The organism is Rhodococcus sp. 4CII, from assembly GCF_014256275.1.
In the GTDB taxonomy this organism is placed as follows: domain Bacteria; phylum Actinomycetota; class Actinomycetes; order Mycobacteriales; family Mycobacteriaceae; genus Rhodococcus_F; species Rhodococcus_F wratislaviensis_A.
In genome coordinates, this window is record NZ_JACCFE010000001.1 from 69,705 (window position 1) to 87,363 (window position 17,659).

Here is a 17,659-nt window from a genome sequence, read left to right on the forward strand (position 1 = left end):
GGGTCATCGATCGCTGCCGGGTACACCCGACCCCGTCCGACGGGGATGATTCACCACCGGATCGGCCGGGCCGTGGCCGGAGCCGGTGCCTCGGTCGGTTACTGCTGTCGCGGGGTGTGCGAGCGCAGCCCGCTGGGGGCCTCGAGGTCGGTTTTCCGATCCGTGCGCCTACCCGTAGCGCTCGACGGTTGATCGGTTCCGTCGACGGGGGAGGGGCAGCAATCGCAGCCATCCTCGGCACTCTGGCCGCCGAGGGCAGCCGAGTTCGGCAGGGTCAGCGGCAACAGCGTCGGTGCGCGTCCCGCAGGCGCGATGCGCGGGGCCGGGGCCGAGGCGGGGGAGCAACAGGCGTCACCGAGGACGTGGTCGGACGCTGCGACGCTCACGTGCACGGCGCCGGTGGTGGTGGGTGCGGCGGTCAGCCCGGGCAGGGTGGTGGCGCGGGCGGCGCGGATGGCGTTGCCGATCACCAGGACCTCGGCGAGCTCATGGATGAACACCACGGTGGCCAGGCCGAGCACGCCGGTGGCGGCCAGCGGGATCAAGATCCCGATGATGGCCAGGGACAGCCCGATGTTCTGCAGCATGATGGTCCGGGCCCGCCGCGCGTGCGCCAGCACCTGCGGGAGGTGGCGCAGGTCTTCGCCCATCAGGGCGACGTCGGCGGTTCCGCCGCGCGTGCGCCAGCACCTGCGGGAGGTGGCGCAGGTCTTCGCCCATCAGGGCGACGTCGGCGGTTTCGATGGCCACGTCGGTTCCCATGGCACCCATCGCGATGCCGATGTTCGCGGTGGCCAGGGCGGGGGCGTCGTTGATGCCGTCGCCGACCATCGCGATCCGGCGGCCGCGCGCGAGGGTCGGCAGCAGCGTGGCCTTGTCCTCGGGGAGCAGTTCGGCGTGCACGGTGGTGATGCCGGCCTCGGCGGCGAGGCTGTGGGCGGTGCGCTCGTTGTCCCCGGTCAGCATCGCCACATCGATGCCGAGTCCGCGCAGCCGGTGGATCGCGTCCGGTGCCTCGGGGCGTAGTTCGTCGCGGACGGCGATCGCCGCGATCACGGTCGCATCCTGTTCGACGAGCACCACGGTGGCGCCCTCGCCCTGCAGGCGGGCGACCTGGTCGGCGAGCGGCCCGGGATTGATCCAGCCGGGTTTGCCGAGTCGCAGCGCGGCGCCTGCGAGGGTGCCGTGCAGGCCGTGGCCGGCGACCGCGGTGACGTCGTCGGCAGGGGTGATGTCCGGGCCGGCGGTGGTCAGGATCGCCTGGGCGAGGGGGTGTTCGCTGCGGGCCTCGAGCGCCGCCGCGGCGGCCAGGGCGTCCGACTCGTTCACGCCGTCGGTGGTGACGGTGGCGATGACCTGCGGGGTGTTGCGGGTCAGGGTGCCGGTCTTGTCGAGGGCGACCACCCGGATCCGGCCCAGTTCCTCGAGGGCGGCGCCGCCCTTGATCAGGGCGCCGTGCCGGCTCGAGGCGCCGATCGCGGCGACCACGGTCAGCGGGACCGCGATCGCCAGGGCGCACGGGGAGGCGGCGACCAGCACGACCAGGGCCCGTTCGATCCACAGCATCGGATCGCCGAGTAGGGAGCCGAGTCCTGCGACGAGGGCGGCGAGGATCATGATCGCCGGCACCAGGGGGCGGGCGATGGTGTCGGCGAGCCGCTGCCCGGCGCCCTTGCGGTCCTGGGCCTCTTCGACGATGTGCACGATGCGGGCCAGGGAGCTGTCGGCGGCGCGGGCGGTGACCTGCACCTCGATGGCGCCGCCGCCGTTGATTGCCCCGGCGTGCAGCTCGTCGCCGGGTCCGGCCTCGACCGGGACGGATTCGCCGGTGATCGCCGACAGATCGAGGCTGGTGCGGCCGGAGCGGATGATGCCGTCGGTGGCGGCCCGCTCGCCGGGGCGCAGCAACATCCGGTCCCCGGGCGCCAGCTCGTCCGGGGCCACCGTGAATTCGGTTCCGTCGCGCAGGATTGTCGCGGTCGGGGGGACCAGGGACAGCAGGGCGCGGAGCCCGCGGCGGGTGCGGGTGACCGCGTAGTGTTCGAGCCCCTCGGCGATGGAGAACAGGATCCCCAGCATCGCGGCCTCGGGGATCTGCCCGAGCGTGACGGCCCCGATCGCGGCGATCGTCATCAGCGTGCCGACCCCGATCCGGCGGTGCCGCAGCAGGTTCCGCAGCGCCCCGGGGACGAACGTCGCCCCGGCGACGGCGGCGGCGAGTAACTCCACCGCGGTGCCGACCGTGTCGGCACCGGCCCGCCCGATCAGCCAGCCGGCGCCGAGCAGCACCGCCGCGACGGCCGCCAATTGCAGCTCCCGTACCTGCCACCAGCGTTCGGGCCCATGATCGGGCTCCGCGCCGGCGCCGTCGGTGTTCGAGGTCGGTGCTGGTCCGCAGCAGGCGTCAGACATGTTCGATCTTCACGTGTTCGGAACTGCCCGCAGCATCGACCGGGAGCGCGGTGGTCTGGTCGCCGAGCACGGCGCCGACCAGCGCCCGGCCGCGCGGGGTGAGCGAGTACATCACCAGCCTCCCCTGCCGCCGCGAGGACACCAGGTCGGCGATCTTGAGTTGCCGCAAATGATGCGAGACGAGGTTCTGCGCCTGCCCGACCACCCACGCCATGTCGCATACGCAGAGTTCATTGCCGGACGCCAGCGCCGCCGCGATCGTCAACCGCGTCGGATCGCCCAGCGCGCGGCCAGCGGCCGCGGCGGATTCGATCCGCCGCGCCGCCGGAAGCTCGGCGCGAATCTGCTCAGCATGCGGAAGGTCGAGACACAACAGGTCGCAGGTGTCGACGGGTTCCTCGGTCATATCAACATACTAACGATCATTGATACAGCTTTGGTACCCCTGCGACCAGGTCATTCCAACGTTCGTTAGTGTGTCGCCATGCCCTTTGTGCCGTGTTTGCCCGTTTCCGGCTCGTGTCGCACGGCGGTGTCCCGGTGAGCGGCGGGGTGCGGCTGTCGGTGGCGCTGGTGGTCGCGTTCGTGGTCGGGCTCGGGGTGCTGCTGCTGGTCAACCGCTCCGAACCCGCCCCGGCCGGAGCCGACACCTCGGCGCCGGTGGTGCGCCCGAACAGCCACCGGCTCACCGCGCCCACCGGCGAGCGGGTGACGTTCGTGGAGTTCCTCGACTTCGAGTGCGAGGCGTGCCGGTCGGTGTATCCGGCGATCGAGCAGTTGCGCGCCGAGTACGGCGACCGGGTCGGCTTCGTGGTCCGCTACTTCCCGCTGCCCGGCCACTTCAACGCCGAACGGGCCGCGCGGGCGGTCGAGGCCGCCGCGCAACAGGGCCGGTTCGAGCAGATGTATCAGCGGATGTACGAGTCTCAGGCCGAGTGGGGCGAGAAACGCGTCCCGAAGGACGAGGTATTTCGGGGTTTCGCCGCGGATCTCGGCCTGGACCTGGCCGCCTTCGATGCCGCCTACACCGCTCCCGCCACCCTCGACCGGATCAACGCCGACATTGCCGACGGCGAAGCCCTCGGAGTGCAGGGCACCCCGACGTTCTTCCTCGACGGGCAGAAGATCGAACCGACCAGCTACCAGGATCTGACCGATGCTCTCGACGCCGCCCTCCGCTGACTCCCCCGCTGTGCCGGCCCCCCACGTCGAGCCCGGTGACGGCGTCCCGTTCGCGCGGTCGCTGCCGTGGCTGCTGCTGATCGGCGGAATCGTCGGCCTGGCAGCGGCGTTCGTACTCACCGTCGAAAAGTTCGCGCTCGCCGCCGACGCCACCTACATCCCGTCCTGCAGCCTCAACCCAGTGCTGAACTGTGGTTCGGTGATGGCCACCGAACAGGCATCGGTGTTCGGATTCCCCAACTCATTGCTCGGCATCGCCGGCTTCGCCGTCGTCGCGGTCACCGGGGCCGGACTGCTCGCCGGCGCCCGGTTCGCCCGCTGGTACTGGCTCGGCCTGCAGGCCGGGGTCACCGCGGCGGCGGTGTTCGTGCACTGGCTGATCGTCCAGAGCCTCTACGTCATCGGCGCGCTGTGCCCCTACTGCATGGCGGTGTGGGCCGTGACCATCCCGATCTTCTGGTACGTCACCCTGCGCAACCTGCACCACGGCACCTTCACCCCGCCGGTGCGGGCGGCGGTGGTGTCCGCGGGCGGAAACCACCTGCTCCCGGTCACCGTGTGGGTGCTCGGCGTCGCCGCGCTGGTACTGCACCGGTTCTTCTCGTTCTGGTCCAGCCTGCTCTGACCACCCGGGGAACCTTTTCAGGCGTCGGCGCGGGAGAGCTGGTCGGCCAGGTCGGCGGGAATCGGCATCGGCGTCATCAACCCGGCCGCCGCCCGGCCGGTGTTGCCCTCCGGGTAGCGGCCCAACGCCGAACCCGGTGCGGCGACGATGATCCGGACCACCTGTCCGAGCGCCTCACTGCGGTCGTGCTGGCGTAGCGCCAGCACGAACATCGCGACATGGTTGCGGGTGTGCAGCCACGGATACGGCTGCGACACGATGTGTGCCCGTTCGAGATGTGACCAGCGCAGCTCCGCTTCGGGAGCCTTTCGCGCAGCGGTCATTTCGCGATCGTAGAGGTCTCGCAGGGCGGGGGTGAGCGTGTGCATGTCGGTCTCCTTCTGTCGCGCAAACGGTGATCAGCAGCACTTGTCGGTGTCGGCGGCGGCGCAGCAATTCGGGTCGACCGCGAGGACCAGGCCGATCAAGTCGCCCAAGGCCCGGCCAATTCGTGGATCGGCCAGCTCGTACCGGGCGCGGCGGCCTTCGGGGACGGCGATGACGAGGCCGCAGCCGCGCAGGCAGGACAGGTGGTTGGACAGAATCTGCCGCGACACCCCGATCGACTCCGCCAACTCGGACGGATACCCCGGCCCCTCCCGCAGGCTCAGCAGGATCCGGGTGCGGGTCGCGTCCGACAACGCGTAGCCGAATCGGGAGAGCGCATCGCTGTGCATCAGGGTGTCCACCACTCAATATTACAGAAACTTCTGTATTCAGTGCAGTATGTATTGAGGGAGCCGGGCCTGACCGAGGGTGTCGCCGGCGCCGATGACCGGGGGTCATCTCGGACGCGCGCACATCGTGTCCCAGCCCGACCCGTGGCTGCACACCTGCAACCCTGTGGCAGGTCTGAAACTGGCTCTGCACCAACATGATCGGCGTGAAGTGGTTGCGCAGGTACTCCGGATTGTCGGGGCCGCGCCGGGCTCGCCGACCGGGGGTGCCACCCATTGCGGGCGACGGGCTGTCCGCGCCGCTCGTCATCGTCAGGCCCTCGCACCTGCCCGCGATCAGGGCGAGGTTGGCGCCGACGCCAGGCGGGTTTCGAGCAGCAGCCCCGCCGCTCCTGTTGCCACGCTGATCGTGGTGACCACGATCAGCGCCGGGTGCATCTGTCCGGTCAACGCGTTCCCTAGCAGCACCATCGCGATGGTGCCCGGCAGGATGCCGGCAACGGTGGCCACGGTGTACGGCACCAGCCGTACCGACGAAAGCCCGGAGCAATAATTCACCAGCGCAAACGGTGCCGGTGCGATCAGGCGCAAGGACCCGACCGCCAGCCATCCCCGCCGGGCGAGGCGGGCATCGATGGCCGCAACAGCGGGGTGCGTCAGCCGGGCCTGCACTGCCGCGCGTCCGAGCGCCCGCACCAACAGCAACGCCAGCACGGCGCTGACCGTCGTGGCGGCGATCGCGACGACGACCCCTGCGGCGGGACCGAACAACAGTCCGGCGCTGAGGGTGAATACCGTTCGCGGCACCGGGGCGATCGTCAACACCGCCTGGGCGAGGAAAAACACCAGCACGAACACCGGCCCCATCGACTCCGCCCAGTCCTGCACCTGCGAGATCGGCGGGCGGGGGACGAGGGCGGCGGCTACGGCCAGTGAGGCCAGCACCGCCATCGTGGCGAGGACTCGGCGGTCGCGCAGAATCAGCGGCACCCGCAGGGGACGTGGGGGTCTGGTGGGGGGTGTCTCGTCGACGGGGGCGCTCGGGTCGGCACCCTGAGGCCGTGAGCGCTCACCGTCCGAGCCGGCCACCGCGGCCGCGTAGCCGGTGTAGGTCCGTTGGTGCCACGTCGGAAGGGTCACGGCAACGCGCTTCCGGCCAGCCACTGATCCCAGGGCACGCTCCAGTCGCCGTTCTGCCACTGCTCGAGCGGTGCACCGCCGGTGCCCCGGACCTCGACGATGTCGCCGGGGACGGAGAAGTCGTAGAACCAGCGGGCGTTATCGGGGCTGAGGTTCAGGCACCCGTGGGAGACGTTGGTGTTTCCCTGTGCCCAGATGGTGTCGGCGAGTTCGTGGAGGTAGATGCCGTCGTTGCTGATGCGGGTGGCGTAGTTGATTGTTTCCTTGTATCCGAGGCGGGAATTGACCGGGAGTCCGTAGGTGGAGGAATCCATGATCACGGGGTTGGCCTTGTCCAGCACGGTATAGATGCCGCGCTGGGTCCAGAACGTGAGGGTTTGCCCGTTGATGGTTTCGCTTCCTCCCATCCCCATCGAAGTGGGCATGGTCCGCACGAGGGCGCCGTTGTTGGTGACGGTGATCTGTTTGGTGGTGTCGTCGGCGATGGAGACGTGCGCGTCTCCGATGGTGAACGACGTGGCAGCGTCCTCCTGACCGAATAGTCCGCCACCGAGGTCGATGCCGTAGACGTTCGCGCGGGCGGTCACTGTCGTGCCGGGTGTGTAGTAGTTCTGCGGGCGCCAGTGCACGTTCTGCTCGTCCGCCCAGTACCAGGATCCCTGCACCGGGGGCGTGGTTTCGACGGTCAACGCCTTCTCGGCGGCGGGGCGGTCGGTGATCGGCTCGTCGAAGTGGGTGACGACGACGATTCCGATGCCGAAGGTGCCGCCGTCGGTGAGCAGGTTGCCGCCGGAGGTGACGAACGTCGGTTTGGTGAGGTTGCCCGGTTGCACGGTGGAGAAGGTGCTGGTCCGCTCGGTGCGCGCTCCGTCGTCCCCGACCGCGGCGGCGGTGATGGTGTAGGTCTTGCCGTATCCCAGCGGGGCACCGGGTTTCCAGGTGATGCGGTCGGGGGTGAAGATGCCATCGATGACCCTGCCCTCGTTGTTGGTCATCGTGACCGTTTCGAGGGTGCCGCCGGTGGTGTCCACCGAAACCGGGTCCGCGGGGTTGACCGTGTCGGTTCCATCGGCAGGGACGAGGGCGATCGTGGGGGCTGCCGGGGTCGCTGGATCAGCGCCGCCGCTCGGCGTCGATGATCCAGTTCCGGACCGGGCGCAGCCGGCCAGCACCACGATCAGGATCGCCAAGGCGAGCAGGAGCGGTGGCCGCCGTGGTAGGCGAGTGTTCATGGGATTCCTCCATACCGACGAGGCGGTAGCGAAGCGGGGTCGAGAAGAAGAAGGGGGTGCACGCCGGGCGTGGGCGGCGGGGAAGGGTGGGACCGCGAGGGGCGCGGTCCCACCCGCGCCGGACTAGTTCTGTGGCAGCAGTGCCGTCATGGTGGTGATCTCCGCTTGCTGGGCGCCGACGATGTCGGTGGCCAGTTGCTTGGCGTCGGCGTTTTCTCCGTCCGCCAGCTCGGTCTGCGCCATCTCGATAGCACCGGTGTGGTGTTCGATCATCATGTTCAGCCAGGCGGTGTCGAAGTCGGCGCCGCTCTTGCCGGCCAGCTCGGTCATCTGCTCCGGGGTCATCATCCCGCTCATGGTGCCGTTGGCCGGGGCGCTGGTGCCGCCGTGGTTCATTCCACTCATGCCGCCACTGGCGTCCGTCGAGGGAACAGCCATGCCCCGCTGTGCGAGCAGCGCCGTCATCTGTTCCATTTCCGGTCCCTGGGCTGCGGCAATATTTTTGGCGAGGTCGAGTACCTGCGGATTGGTGGAGCGGCCCTCGACCATGTTCGCCATCTCGACGGCCTGGGCGTGGTGGGGGTACATCATCTGCAGGAACATCACGTCGGCGTTGTTGAAGGCGTTTGCCTCCACCGCCGCGGTGGTTGTGCCCGAGGTGTTGTTCGACATCTGGCTCATATCGTGTCCGCCGCCGCTGCTGTTGTCGCTGCAGCCGGCGAGAACCAGGACTCCGGACACGGCCGCGGCGGACAGGACGAAGCGGGCGCGGGGGGAACGCAAAGACCACATGGATGGGGCTCCTCGAAAGGTCGGTGTGTGAAAGGTGAAGCAGGCGTGAAAAACACACGTCTGCGTAGGTGACCCACTTGACGTGGGGTCACCTGTCACACCCGCAATACCGACAATTGTGCGAGGGTCGGAGTGGTCCACGGCGGCGCCCGGCCGGCGCGGTGGCGGAGCGGCGGCCGCGAACTGTGTACGGCGGCTTCGCTGGTGGTGGCGGTGGCGTACCACCGGGCGAGGACCAACGCTGCGGCGATCGTCACGACGGCCATGCACAGATGCAGGCCGGAGTGGTCGCTGCAGTCCTTGCCCTCACAGCCCGTCCCGGCCAGCGCGGCGGGAAGATCACCGAGGGTCATCGGCGCCGCGGCCGCGTCGTGGGAGTGGCCGTGCCCACCGGAATCGTGCGCCGATTCGGTGGCGTGCCCGCCCGAATGGTCGAGGAGTGGGGAGGAATGCATGAGGAGGACACCGAACAGCACCGCCACGACAGCGGCCGCCCGCAGCAGGTGCTGCATCGTCGGTGTACCCAGCGCTTTCACAGTCATGATGGTACTGACTGGGGTCGGGGTCGCCGCGGTGAAGGGCGGGACCGGGTGTCGGTGTCGCGGGGTGCGGCTCCACCGGTCGGATGTCCGCCCCGGGGAATCCGGAGACGATGCGATCGCCGCCCGCTGGCCCGTAGCCCGGTCATCGGGCACCGGGCTCTGGGTAGAGGAATCTGCGGGTGACGAGATGTTTGGTGTCGGTGAGGGTTTCCTCGCTGATTCGTCCGGCGTCGTCGAGGGTGAGCAGTACGTTCATTCCGGCGGCCGGGTAGCCGAGCGCCAGCCGCACGCCGCCCTGGTGCGGCAGCCGGGCGGCGATCGGGGCGGTGCCGTCGGCATACGGTTCCTGCGCCAGGAAGAAGTCGGCGGGCAGGTCGAGTCGCTGTGGCTCGGGCACTGGGCCGGTGGTGTCGCTGGTCACGGTTTCGTAGACCGTCAGGTCGCCCGCGGCGCGGGTGGCGGCGACGGCGCGGGCGAGGTCGTCGCCGCCGGGCTCGGTGGGCCAGGGCACGAGCAGGCTGACCGTGCCGCCCTGCCAGCCCTGTGCCGCGGCACCGAGGGTGAGCAGGTTGTCCCCGCTCTGCCAGGTGGCCGGGGCGACGAAGCAGCCCGGTCCGCATCCGCGCAGGGCCAGTGCGCTGTCATCGCCTGCCGCGGTGTCGATCCGCCCGGTCAGGGTGAAGTCCTGGTCCGGTTCGGGGGCGTAGTAGTCGCCGCGTCGCGGGGTGGACAGGCGCACCACCAGTTGCCCGTCGCTGGCGGCGACGGAGATCCCGACCTGCCCGGCCAGCCCGCCCAGAGGCAGGACCGGACCCTGCGGTGCCGGGGGTCCCGGTTGCGGAGAGGTGCCGGCCGGGGTGGTGGAGACCAGAGTGGCGCTGACCGCCAGCACCGCGATCAACACGATGCTCTCGGCCCGAATCTTCGGCCGAACCACGGCTGTTCGCTCCGGGGCGTGCAGCGCCAGCCGCGCCGCGAGCGCCAACCCGGAGGCGGCGGCGACCAACACAAGCTTGACCACCAGCACCTGGCCGTAGGTGGTGGAAAACAGTGCGGCGAGCGGAATCAGCAGCAGGGCGGAGACGGTGCCGGTGGCGACCACGATCAGGAAGGTCCACACCGCCAGCCGGGTGTATCCCGCCAATACCCACCGCACGGCGGCGCGCTCGCCCCACCAGGCAAGCACCGCTCGGACCGTGTGTAGCAGTGCGCCCACCCAGATCGCGGCGGCCGCCAGATGGATCGCGGTCAGCGCTCCACCCCACCCGGGCGACGCGACATTGGCATGCGAGCGCAGCCCCTCCGCGGCGACCACCAGCACCAACGGTGCCGCCGCCCACACCCGGCGACCGGCCGAGGCCAACACGGCCGCCAGCATCAATCCTGTGGCCTCGGTGAGCAATACCAGGCCCGGGCGTCCCTGCCACAGCACACTCACCGTGCCGGCGGATACGGCCAGGGCCGCGCCGAGCCCGAGGACACCGCCCAAACCCACGAGGGAAGCTGCAACTATCCACGACCGCACCACCGGAAGCGCCGGATTCTCTCGCCGGGCGGTGGCGGTGACGCGCTCGGCGACCAGGCCTCCGAGCGCGCCGGCGAGCCCGAGGAACAGCAGCCACCGCAGCGCGGCATCGGTCCAGGACGTCGACTGACCGCCGGCCGCACTGCCGTCGCCGGTCAACGCGAGGCCGACGGCGAACCGGAAGTCCTGCTCGATGAGGTCCCCGTCGGCGCCGGTCACCTGCCAGCGCACGGTGTAGGTGCCCGGCGCCAGGGTCGCGGCCGGGCGGGCGGTGAGCACACGCCCGTCTCGGGCGGTCTCGGCGCCACCCATCGGCACTGCGCGGCCGGTGCTGTCGCTCACCACGATCGCGGACGCCCCGGGGGTGACCGGTTCGTTGAACATCAACGTGATCGACTGCGGGGGAGCGGAGACCGCGGTGTCGGCTCTGGGATCGGTGAACAGCAGGGTGGGATGGGCGCCGGCCACCCCCGCCCCGGCGCCCGCGAGCGCGACCAAGGCCAGCAGCAGGACGAGGCCACGGATCAGCGGGCGGGCGGCGGTGGGCATGTCGGTCAGTTCAGGGTGTAGAGCGACCGGGAGGTGGCGGCGTAGGCGGTGTCGTAATTTGCTGCGGTCAGCGCGTCGACGGTGCCGACCAGGGAGCGTTTCTGCCAGTCCTGCCCGTCTCTGCTGCGCCAGGCATATCCGTCCCCGTCGACGCCCCACAGCGCATCGCCGGCGCCGGCGATCATTACCAGGCGGGGGGCGTTCGGCACGGGCGAGAACGTGCGGGCGGCGGTGGTGCTGTGTTCCAGACCCGCCGGGGTCACCGCCCACACCCCGCTGGCGTTGATCGCCAGTGCGGCGGCGACCAGCCTCGCGCCCGGTGTCCAGGTGGTGCCGCCGTCGGTGGAGACGAGCAGCCCGTCGGTGCCGTCGAACCCGACGAGAAGGCGTCCGTCCGTGGTCAGGGCATGGAAATCGACCTGCCCCGCCAGGGATCGGTCCATCCAGCTCGTGCCGCCGTCGGTGCTGCTGCGCAGCCCCAGCGGGTTGGCCGCGAAACTGGACGCGCTGGGGTGTCCGGAGGCGAAGACGGTGTCGGTGTTCGGTACGCCGGTCAGCCCCATGAAGTCGTCGTCGGAGGCGCCGACGCGGGATGTCGCACCGGAGGTGTCGATGGTGAACAGGCCGGTGTGGGTGCCGGCGAGCACGGTGCCGTCGTCGCCGACGTGCAGTCCGTGCAGGTGGGACAGTTCGGAACGCAGCTCCACCACCGGGACGGCGGCGTCCGGTTTCGTGGTCTCGTCGGCCCCGGAGGAGCAGCCGGCGAGGACGAGCAGCGCAGCGATCCCGGTGGGAAATAGGGTGCGGGCGATCCGATTAGCAGGCATAGGGGTCTCGTTCTGTGCTCGGTGGGATGAGAGTGGGAGTTGGCCGCGGCAGATGCCCCGTCCGTGCGCTCGGGCGGATGCTCTTGCGGCCGAGGCTATTCGGTGTAGGACAGGGTGGTCATCATCCCGGCCTCGCCGTGGTACAGGTTGTGGCAGTGCACCAGCCACTGGCCCGGGTTGTCCGCGTCGAGGTCCACCTCGACGGTCTGATTCGGCAGCACCAACGTGGTGTCCTTGCGGGGGCCGGCGCCCTGGTCGTCGACGACCTGGAAGGTGTGCCCGTGCAGGTGCATGGGGTGAAACATCGTGGTCTGGTTGACAAACCGCAAGCGCACCCGCTGGCCCTGGGCGATCTCGAGCGGGGTGTGCTGGTCGTAGGTGGCGCCGTTGATCGTCCACCGGTACCCGGACATGTCCATGCCCAGCATCAGCTCGTGCACCCGGTCCGGGGCCCGACGGTCGAGCCGGACCTCCTCGCGGGCGCGTAGCGCCAGGCCGGTGATCGGGGGTGCGTCGAGCTCGGGAGGCCGGATGGCCGGGTCGAGTCGTCCACCGGCTCCGGTGCGGATCACGGCGAAACCCTGGCCCTGCTTGCCCTCGGCGGAGGCGACGAGGGGGAAGACCCCGTCGCCGAGAGTGACGATCGCATCGAAGCGTTCGCCCATGCCGATCAGCAGCGAGGATCCGGTGACCGGCTGCACCGGATACCCGTCGCTGTGGGTGACGGTCAGTTGATGGCCCCCGACCGCGAGGCGGAACGGGGTGTCCGCCCCGGCGTTGATGATCCGCAATCGCACGCGTTGCCCGGGCCGGGCCCGCACCGAGAACGGGTCGGCGGCGAGGGTGCCGTTGATGAGGTAGTAGGGGTAGTCCACGTCCCCGGTGTCGGCACCGAGCGGGTTGGCGGGATCGGTCGCGGCGCCCATGCCGGACATGCCCCCGTGGTCCATTCCCATGCCGCTCATCGGCATCCCGTCCCGGCGCAGGATGTCCAGCTGCTGGTCGGGGGTGCGTCCGGCCACCCCATCGAGCCAGTCGTCGAGGACCAGGACGGCCTCAAGGTCGTAGTCGGCGCCCTCGGCGGGATCTTCGACGATGACCGGCGCGTACAGGCCCCGGTCCAATTGCATCCCGACATGGGGATGGAACCAGTGGGTCCCGGCGTCGGGGGCGAGGAATTCGTAGGTGAACGGGGTGTTCGGGGCGATGGCGGACTGGGTCAGTCCGGGTACCCCGTCCATGTCATTGCGCAGCGCGAGGCCGTGCCAGTGGATGGTGGACTCGGCCGGGAGTTCGTTGGTCAGCTCGGCGCGCAGCACATCCCCGCGGCGCAGGCGGATTTCCCGGCCGGGTATCCGGTCGTTGTAGGCCCAGGTGTCGACCTGGACACCGCCCAGATCGATCCGGGTCGGACCGGCTTTCAACGACGCCGTGACCGTGTTCCCGGTCCCGATGTTGGTTCGGCGGACCTGCTCCGCCGCCTTCACGGCAGTCGAGTCGGGGCCGACATACGTGGTCGCCGGTGCGGTGCCGCCGGTGCTGCACGCGGTCACCGTCGCGGCCGCCCCCAGACCGGCCAGCACCAGAAAGTTCCGGCGCGACAGGCGGGTGCCGCCGGGAAACTGCTCGATCATCCGCAACTCCTCTTCCGGGCGCCGATCACGGCCCAAGGGGGTGCGCCCGAGAACCCCACCCGATCTACGTAGTTACATAGTAGATGGGGTGGGGTGGGCACCTGACCAGCGCGTTGACCGGGACCTAGCCGACGGCGGGTACCTCGTCGTCCTCGGACACCGCCTTCTCGGCAGGGGGTGGGGTGAGCCGGTCGGACCGGTCGAGCAGATACAGGGCGGTCACGCACACCGCCCCGACAACGGTCAACGCCACCCAGATCAGCGCCCCCAGATCCGCGTCGCGCAGGATCCCGAAGACGGCGCCGGTGCCCAGGTTGCCGAGCAGAATGCCGACCCCGACCACCGTGTTGTAGAAGCCGTAGTGGGTGGCGACCAGCTTGCCGCCGGACAGGGCGACGACGGTGTCCATCTCGAACGGAAATACCGCGGCGGTGCCGACCGCCAACAGGGCCGCGGTGAGCACCAGGGCGCCGCCGGCGGCCCACCCTCCCAGCGCGGCCGGACTGGGCAGCGCGATCAGCGGCAGGAAGGCCGCCGCCATGATGGCCATGCCGACGACCAGGCTGCGTCCCGAACCCCACCGGCGGGAGAACCAGGAGGTGATCCGCAGCTGCCCGGCGATCGCCACCACCCCGGACACCACGAACAGTGAGGTCACCAGGGCGGTATCGGACCGGTCGTCACCGACGACCACCGCCGCCTGCAGGGGCAGCGCCAGATAGATCTGGAACGAGAGCACGTAGGACCCGATCATCGCCAGTGCGAACAGGACGAAGGGCCGGTTGGCGACCACCACCCGCCAATCCTCGAGCACCGACGTCTTGGCGCCGGCGGTGTCGGCCCGATGAGCGGGCAGCGCCCAGATCTGCACGAGCGTCAGCACGGCGAAGACCGCGGCCGCCGCCAGCGAGGTGACTCGGAAATCGAGGGTGGTCAGGGCGAGCCCGACCAGGGGGCCCAGCAAGATCCCGGCCTGATAGAAGACGTTGAAGGTGGCGAACGCCTCGACCCGCCTGGGCCCGGCGTCGGCGGCCAGATACGCCCGCACAGCCGGGTTGAACAGCGCCCCGGCGAACCCGGTGGCGACCGAGGCGAGCAGGATCGCCGGCAGCGATTCCACGGCCGCGAGCAGGACGAACCCGGCGACCCGCAGCAGGCAGCCGGCGACGATGAGCGGCTTGTACCCGAGCCGGTCGGCGAGGGTGCCGCCCAGCAGGAACATCCCCTGCTGGGAGAAGTTCCGCATGCCCAGCACCAACCCGACCGCCCACGCCGCCAGTCCCAGGGGTCCGGCCAGGTACCCCGCCAGATACGGCATCAGCATGTAGAAGCCCACGTTGATGGAGAACTGGTTGACCATCAGCACCTGGCTGGGTCGGTCGAAGCTGCGGAACTGGATCAAAAGGTTCTTCATGAAACGCTCTCCGTGGGATCGACCACGGTGGCGCACCGGGTCCAGGATTTCACGACGTGGTCGGTCGGGTGGTCGATGGTGGCCGGATCGGTCGGCGGGGGTGCGTCGAGCAGGCCGTGCTCGGCGCAGTAGTCGTCGTTGTAGATGGTGTCGAAGTAACGCTGCGGGCTGTCGGGGAAGATCGCGGCGACGCGGGTCTCCGGGGCGCTGGTGCGGGCGATCCAACCGGCGGTCAGGGCGACGGCACCGACACTCCAGCCGCCGCTGGCATGGTGGGTGGCCGCCAGCGTGCGGCAGGACCAGACCGCCTCGTGTGGAGCCACCCAGTGCACCTCGTCGAAGGCGGGGTAGTCGATGTTGTCCGGGTAGATGCTCGAGCCCAGCCCGCGCATGAGCCGGGTACTGGCGGGTTGCCCGAAGATGGTCGATCCGATGGTGTCGACGCCGACCAGTTTCAGGTCGGGGCAGAACTGTCGCAGCACCCGGGCGACGCCGGCGGAATGTCCGCCGGTGCCCACCGAGCAGACCAGCGTGTCGACGCGGCCGAGCTGGGCGATCAGCTCGAGGGCGAGTGACTCGTACGCGTCGACGTTGTCCGGGTTGGTGTACTGATCCGGGCACCACGACCCCGGATGGGTGCCCAGGAGTTCGCGGACCTTCTCCCGCCGGGCCTGTTGCCAGCCGCCGGTGGGGTGCGGGGCGGTGACCAGCTCGACGTGGGCACCATAGGCCGCGAGCATGTTGTGCACGATCGGTTCCAGGCCGGGGTCGGTGACGAGGGTGACGGGATGGTGGTGGGTGATCCCGGCCAACGCCAGACCCAGGCCGAGGGTTCCGCTGGTGGATTCGATGATCATCGCCCCGGGTGCGAGGTCGCCGCGCGCCTTGGCTTTCTCGACCATGTGCAGGGCGGGGCGGTCTTTCATCCCGCCGGGGTTGCTGCCTTCGAGTTTCGCCCAGAAACCCCGCCCGGCATCGGCGAAGGGTTCCCCGATCCACAGGACGGGGGTGTTGCCGACCATGGTGCTCGGCTGCGGGCAACGGTTGGCGGTGGTCAGCAGGTGCGCGGAGGACGGCGGAACGAGCGTGGAGGGAACAGCACTGTTCATGACGAGTAATCCCTGTATGTGACTGCGACAGCGCAGTAAGTGAGTGATGGGCAGCACGAGCTGGGCCACGAGGACCAAAGTCCTCAGATGGCCTGCGGGCTGCCGATCAGCACCTGTTGATACAGAGTTCGTTCAAGACGGTCCGGCCGTGCCGGATGGGAACGGGCAGATCCGGCGGGGCCCGCGGGATCAGCGGCGCCGACATCAGCACCAGCACCACGGCCAGGGCGATCGCGACGACCGCGGCGACGGTCAGCGGGCGGAGCGGATTGTCGGAGCGGGGCATGGCGACGACGCTGTGCGCCTCGTGCGACAGGTGGGTCGATCCATCGTCGATGTGCGCGTGCCCGGGCGCCGATTCCTCGGCCGGCATCGAGGTCGTGGAGGAGGAGACGTGTACGTCTTCGCCCTGGTGATCGTGTGCCAAAAAGATCCCGCACTGGGCGATCGTGTGGGCGAGCAGATAGAGGGCAGCGGCGACCGCAATAACCGTCCGTATACGCGGGGGGCGTATCGCAAGGGCCGTCACAATTTCCCGACTGTAGCAGCGCTTACCTGGGCAGCGGTCCAGTTGGCCAGCGGCTACCAGGGCCCACCGGGGGTGATATCCGCTGGTCAAGAAGTCATCGGCAGGCACCACATGGTTCCGGTCACCTCGAGCGCGGCCAGGGCGAGCGGGGTGACGGTCACCGCGGCCACCACGGCCGCCGTCAGCAGGCGCACCCGCACCTTCTCGGCCGGCCGCGGCGGGGATGCCAGTCGTCCGGCCCGGTCCAGCAGGGCGATGTTGCCGGCGCCGAGGGCGCCGTCGGGGACCTGGGCCGGAGCGCACAACGCGATCAGCCCCGAGAGCAGGGTACTCGAGCCATGTACGCGGGCCGCGGAGTCGTCCGCGCACATCTCCAGCAGGCGGCCGACCTCCACCGCACCGGCGGTGAACAGGGTCATCCCGGGAAGCGAGGCGGCGAGCACACGCAGCACGGCCAGGATCTGTGCGTGGTGCCCGGCCAGATGGGCGCGTTCGTGGGCGAGGACTGCCTGGACCTGCCGGGCATCGAGGGCAGCGAGGGCGGCGGTGGTGATCACCACGGCGTGCGGTCGCCCGGCGGCGCAGTAGGCGGCGCGCTCGGCGTTGTCGATGACCACGGCGTCCACGCCGCGCACCCGGTGGCCGATGAGGCGGGCCCGGCGGGCGTGACCGTGGGTGCGGATCCGCAGCCGCATCAGCCCGACGGCGAGTCGGCCGGTGATCCACACGGTGATCGACACCACTGCCGTGGCCGCCGCGACACCGGCCACCTCGAATGCGGTGTCGGCGCCGCCGATGCTCGCCTGCAGGCGAGCAAGGCAGGCCCCGAGCAACGACCCGCCGGGACCAGTCCGATACCGCGGAATGTCGAGAACAAGCAGCAGTGCGGCCATCGACCACGAGAGCACCACGCTGGCGGTGGCCGCCGACCAGGCGATCACGCCCAGACACGGGGCGAGGCCGCCATGGGTGAGGCGCCGCAGCACCGGCGGGCCGAGGACGGCAACGAGCCCACTGAACAGCAGGAAACACGCCGCCGCGCTCATCATCGGGCGGCGTCCTCGTCCGTGGCCATCCGTTGCAAAGCCATCCGAAGGCCGACGGCCTCCTCCTCGCTCATCTGCTCGAAGAAGTGGGTCAAGACCACATCGGAGCGGCCGCCGGAGTGGAAGGCCTCCCGCATCAGCCGGGCGCTGTGCTCTTCCCGGGTCAGGGTGGGCCAGTACCGGAATGCCTTGCCGCTGCGCTCGCGCTCGAGCCATCCCTTGCGGTGCAGGTTGTCCATCGTCGACATCACGGTGGTGTAGGCGATCTCGCGGCCCCGGGCCATGTCGTCGAACACCTCACGAACCGTGGTCGATCCCTCTCGATCCCACAGCCGTTCCATCACTACCGCTTCGAGTTCTCCGAACCCGCGCACCCGCATCGCGC

Annotated in this window: 17 protein-coding genes and 2 pseudogenes; 3 read left to right on the forward strand and 16 right to left on the reverse strand. The window is 69.9% G+C overall.

What is annotated here, in order from left to right; translation table 11 throughout:
* Positions 1 to 98: 98 nt before the first annotated feature.
* Positions 99 to 2,412: pseudogene (locus tag H0B43_RS00370) on the reverse strand (heavy metal translocating P-type ATPase).
* Positions 2,405 to 2,818 (reverse strand): metalloregulator ArsR/SmtB family transcription factor, encoded by a 414-nt coding sequence (locus H0B43_RS00375; protein WP_185730668.1) that lies wholly within the window; start codon positions 2,816 to 2,818, stop codon positions 2,405 to 2,407. The pseudogene H0B43_RS00370 and the gene H0B43_RS00375 overlap by 8 nt, the downstream one beginning before the upstream one ends.
* 134 nt (positions 2,819 to 2,952) lie before the next feature.
* Here H0B43_RS00375 and H0B43_RS00380 point away from each other — a divergent pair, with 134 nt between their 5' ends.
* Positions 2,953 to 3,594 carry a thioredoxin domain-containing protein gene (locus H0B43_RS00380; RefSeq protein ID WP_185730751.1) on the forward strand — a complete coding sequence of 214 codons (642 nt, stop codon included), beginning with the start codon at positions 2,953 to 2,955 and terminating at the stop codon, positions 3,592 to 3,594.
* The gene (locus H0B43_RS00385; RefSeq protein ID WP_185730669.1) at positions 3,569 to 4,219 is read left to right on the forward strand and encodes a vitamin K epoxide reductase family protein; all 651 of its coding nucleotides are present in this window, start codon (positions 3,569 to 3,571) and stop codon (positions 4,217 to 4,219) included. The genes H0B43_RS00380 and H0B43_RS00385 overlap by 26 nt, the downstream gene beginning before the upstream one ends.
* 17 nt (positions 4,220 to 4,236) lie before the next feature.
* On the opposite strand, the gene H0B43_RS00390 is transcribed toward H0B43_RS00385, so the two are convergent.
* Positions 4,237 to 4,587, reverse strand: coding sequence for a DUF3703 domain-containing protein (locus H0B43_RS00390; RefSeq protein WP_185730670.1), 351 nt, complete (start codon positions 4,585 to 4,587; stop codon positions 4,237 to 4,239).
* Positions 4,588 to 4,617: 30 nt separating this feature from the next.
* A complete protein-coding gene (locus H0B43_RS00395; RefSeq protein WP_185730671.1) occupies positions 4,618 to 4,947 on the reverse strand; it encodes a helix-turn-helix transcriptional regulator in 330 nt (109 codons plus the stop codon).
* Between the two features lie 82 nt (positions 4,948 to 5,029).
* Here H0B43_RS00395 and H0B43_RS00400 point away from each other — a divergent pair.
* Positions 5,030 to 5,200 (forward strand): annotated as a pseudogene (locus H0B43_RS00400) (DUF3703 domain-containing protein); the annotation flags it as partial.
* Between the two features lie 71 nt (positions 5,201 to 5,271).
* On the opposite strand, the gene H0B43_RS00405 reads toward H0B43_RS00400, so the two are convergent.
* The 12 genes from H0B43_RS00405 to H0B43_RS00460 all read right to left on the reverse strand — a co-directional run bounded on the left by H0B43_RS00405 (position 5,272) and on the right by H0B43_RS00460 (position 17,654).
* On the reverse strand, positions 5,272 to 5,925 hold the full coding sequence (locus H0B43_RS00405) for a VTT domain-containing protein (protein WP_312034183.1): 654 nt from the start codon (positions 5,923 to 5,925) through the stop codon (positions 5,272 to 5,274).
* Positions 5,926 to 6,071: 146 nt separating this feature from the next.
* Complete coding sequence (locus H0B43_RS00410; protein ID WP_185730672.1) at positions 6,072 to 7,307, reverse strand: Ig-like domain-containing protein; 1,236 nt, start codon at positions 7,305 to 7,307, stop codon at positions 6,072 to 6,074.
* A 123-nt stretch (positions 7,308 to 7,430) separates the two neighbouring features.
* Positions 7,431 to 8,099, reverse strand: a complete 669-nt coding sequence (locus tag H0B43_RS00415; protein ID WP_185730673.1) for a DUF305 domain-containing protein — start codon at positions 8,097 to 8,099, stop codon at positions 7,431 to 7,433.
* A gap of 95 nt (positions 8,100 to 8,194) precedes the next feature.
* Entirely contained in the window at positions 8,195 to 8,641 is a 447-nt protein-coding gene (locus H0B43_RS00420; protein WP_185730674.1) for a DUF6153 family protein, read from the reverse strand.
* A 142-nt stretch (positions 8,642 to 8,783) separates the two neighbouring features.
* Positions 8,784 to 10,715 carry a copper resistance protein CopC gene (locus H0B43_RS00425; RefSeq protein WP_185730675.1) on the reverse strand — a complete coding sequence of 644 codons (1,932 nt, stop codon included), beginning with the start codon at positions 10,713 to 10,715 and terminating at the stop codon, positions 8,784 to 8,786.
* A gap of 5 nt (positions 10,716 to 10,720) precedes the next feature.
* Positions 10,721 to 11,542 (reverse strand): F510_1955 family glycosylhydrolase, encoded by an 822-nt coding sequence (locus tag H0B43_RS00430; RefSeq protein WP_185730676.1) that lies wholly within the window; start codon positions 11,540 to 11,542, stop codon positions 10,721 to 10,723.
* Positions 11,543 to 11,637: 95 nt separating this feature from the next.
* Positions 11,638 to 13,176, reverse strand: coding sequence for a multicopper oxidase family protein (locus tag H0B43_RS00435; RefSeq protein WP_185730677.1), 1,539 nt, complete (start codon positions 13,174 to 13,176; stop codon positions 11,638 to 11,640).
* A gap of 124 nt (positions 13,177 to 13,300) precedes the next feature.
* Positions 13,301 to 14,590, reverse strand: a complete 1,290-nt coding sequence (locus tag H0B43_RS00440; RefSeq protein WP_185730678.1) for an MFS transporter — start codon at positions 14,588 to 14,590, stop codon at positions 13,301 to 13,303.
* Positions 14,587 to 15,699 (reverse strand): PLP-dependent cysteine synthase family protein, encoded by a 1,113-nt coding sequence (locus tag H0B43_RS00445; RefSeq protein WP_185730679.1) that lies wholly within the window; start codon positions 15,697 to 15,699, stop codon positions 14,587 to 14,589. Before H0B43_RS00445 ends, H0B43_RS00440 begins: the two co-directional genes overlap by 4 nt.
* A gap of 106 nt (positions 15,700 to 15,805) precedes the next feature.
* On the reverse strand, positions 15,806 to 16,228 hold the full coding sequence (locus tag H0B43_RS00450; protein ID WP_312037609.1) for a hypothetical protein: 423 nt from the start codon (positions 16,226 to 16,228) through the stop codon (positions 15,806 to 15,808).
* An 86-nt stretch (positions 16,229 to 16,314) separates the two neighbouring features.
* Positions 16,315 to 17,277, reverse strand: coding sequence for a M56 family metallopeptidase (locus H0B43_RS00455; RefSeq protein ID WP_252190424.1), 963 nt, complete (start codon positions 17,275 to 17,277; stop codon positions 16,315 to 16,317).
* Positions 17,274 to 17,654 (reverse strand): BlaI/MecI/CopY family transcriptional regulator, encoded by a 381-nt coding sequence (locus tag H0B43_RS00460; protein WP_185730680.1) that lies wholly within the window; start codon positions 17,652 to 17,654, stop codon positions 17,274 to 17,276. Before H0B43_RS00460 ends, H0B43_RS00455 begins: the two co-directional genes overlap by 4 nt.
* Between the last annotated feature and the right edge of the window lie 5 nt (positions 17,655 to 17,659).